Here is a 1,935-nt window from a genome sequence, read left to right on the forward strand (position 1 = left end):
GGGCCAGAAGCTGACTTATGCACCGCAGCAAATTAACCGCTCTTCCATCACCTCATCGCAGTTGGAGAGCTACTCGGGCAACCCCGCTTTCCGAAGCCCCTCGATCAACAGCTTCGCGTTTGATTGCCCGCCCCGCGCGATGAACGCTGATATTGTAAAGGCGGGATCGAACTCAAGCAGACGCGCCACCGCCTCACGGGCCTCAGCCTCGCGCCCGATATGGGCGAAAGCGGACGCGAGACCGCAGTAAGCTGGCCAATAGGAGGATTTCTGGCGTTGGGCTTTCTTGCCTGCGACGATGGCCTCGTCAAAGCGACGAAGCTCGATCAAGGCTATGCCCATCCCGACAAACGACGGATGTAGCAGCGGGTCTATCGGGTTCATGCGAATGGCACGTTCGAAGCTCTGGACCGCTTCCTGCGGTAGCCCCGCAGCTCTACAGACCCAGCCTCTGGCGGACCATGCGCCAAATGAATTGGGATTGAGCGCGACCGCCCGGTCTGCCATTTCGGGCGCACTTTCAATATCGCCGACCATGAACGCCGAGATTACAGCAGCCGCTGCTAACGTGTCTGGATCACTATCGTCGAGGCTCAATGCCAAGCGAGAAAGCCGAACGGCTTCCCTGCGGTCGAATTGGGGATCGTCAGCATAGTTGAAAAGGACGTTTCGCATGTGACAGAGACCTGCCAGAGTCGCGGCACCGCCGAACCGAGGGTGCAGTTCCAAGGCGCGGTGAGCCAACCTGATCGCCTCGGCCAACCCTTCGCGGGTCGCCAGGTAAGACTGCGGCAGAGCGCGGAGATAATAATCATACGCAGTGAGGTTCTCCGGTCGCCGCGCCGCCAATGCGATTTCTGTTTGAATAATCTTTGGCTGAATGGCCGAGACGACGGCGACCGTCACTTCGTCCTGAAGCGCGAAAACGTCTGTCAAGTCGCGCTCGAACTGATCCGCCCAGATGTGCGCCCCTGTAATCGCGTCGATCAACTGCCCTGCAATGCGAACTTTCCCTGAGGCCTTGCGCACAGACCCCTCAAGGACATAGCGGACGCCAAGCTCGCGTCCGACCTGCTTCACGTTCACCGCCTTGCCCCTGTAGGTAAAGCTGGAATTGCGGGCGATCACGAACAACCACTTGAACCGCGAAAGCGCCGTAGTGATCTCCTCAACCATCCCGTCCGCAAAATACTCCTGCTCGGGATCGCCGGACATGTTCTCAAACGGAAGTACGGCGATTGAGGGCCTGTCCGGGAGTGGCGGGGCCGCACTTAGCCTATCGATCAGCGTGCCATGCGCTCCCGCGCGTACAGCAAATGCGCGGACCGGCTTGGAGATGTTCTTGAGCTGCTGGTCGCCCCGGTCCTCGAAGCCAACTTCCAGCTTGCCCTCGACCTCGCTGTACACCTTCTCGGACATCAGGATGCCGCCGGGATCGGCGACCCCCTCCAGCCGGACCGCGATGTTGATCCCATCGCCGAATAGATCGCCGTCAGCCCCGACGATAACCTCGCCGAGATTGACCCCAATGCGCAGCTTAAGGGAGCTTCGACCTGATGCGATGCTTTCCTGTATCTCCACCGCGCATCGCACCGCAGCCGACGGACTTGCGAACTCGGCCAACGCGCCGTCACCCGTGGTCTTGATCAGTCGCCCGTCGTGGCGGGAGAGGCCAGGCTCGATTACTTCCCGCTTCAGCCGCTCGAACTCGGCGTAGGTGGCCTCCTCAGCGCGTTGCATCAACGCAGAGTAACCAACCACGTCGGCAGCCAAGATCGCCGCCAGTCGCCTTTGAACCTGTTGCTCGGTCACAACGCTCTCCGAACGGCCAGACTTGCCACGGCGGTAGACAGGGAAAAGTCTAGCACTTTGCAGAGGACCCGTGAGCGACAATTGCGGGAGCGAATGAGCGTGCGTCACCTTGGAGGTCCGCTA

The 1,935-nt window shown here is 60.4% G+C and carries 1 protein-coding gene; it reads right to left on the minus strand.

Going from position 1 to position 1,935, the window contains the following annotated elements; all coding sequences use genetic code 11:
- Nucleotides 1–69 precede the first annotated feature (69 nt).
- Nucleotides 70–1,812, minus strand: coding sequence for an adenylate/guanylate cyclase domain-containing protein (locus ACFFWD_RS39995; protein ID WP_376974899.1), 1,743 nt, complete (start codon nucleotides 1,810–1,812; stop codon nucleotides 70–72).
- Nucleotides 1,813–1,935 lie beyond the last annotated feature (123 nt).

The sequence above is a fragment of the Bradyrhizobium erythrophlei genome (assembly GCF_042430365.1).
GTDB lineage: Bacteria > Pseudomonadota > Alphaproteobacteria > Rhizobiales > Xanthobacteraceae > Bradyrhizobium > Bradyrhizobium erythrophlei.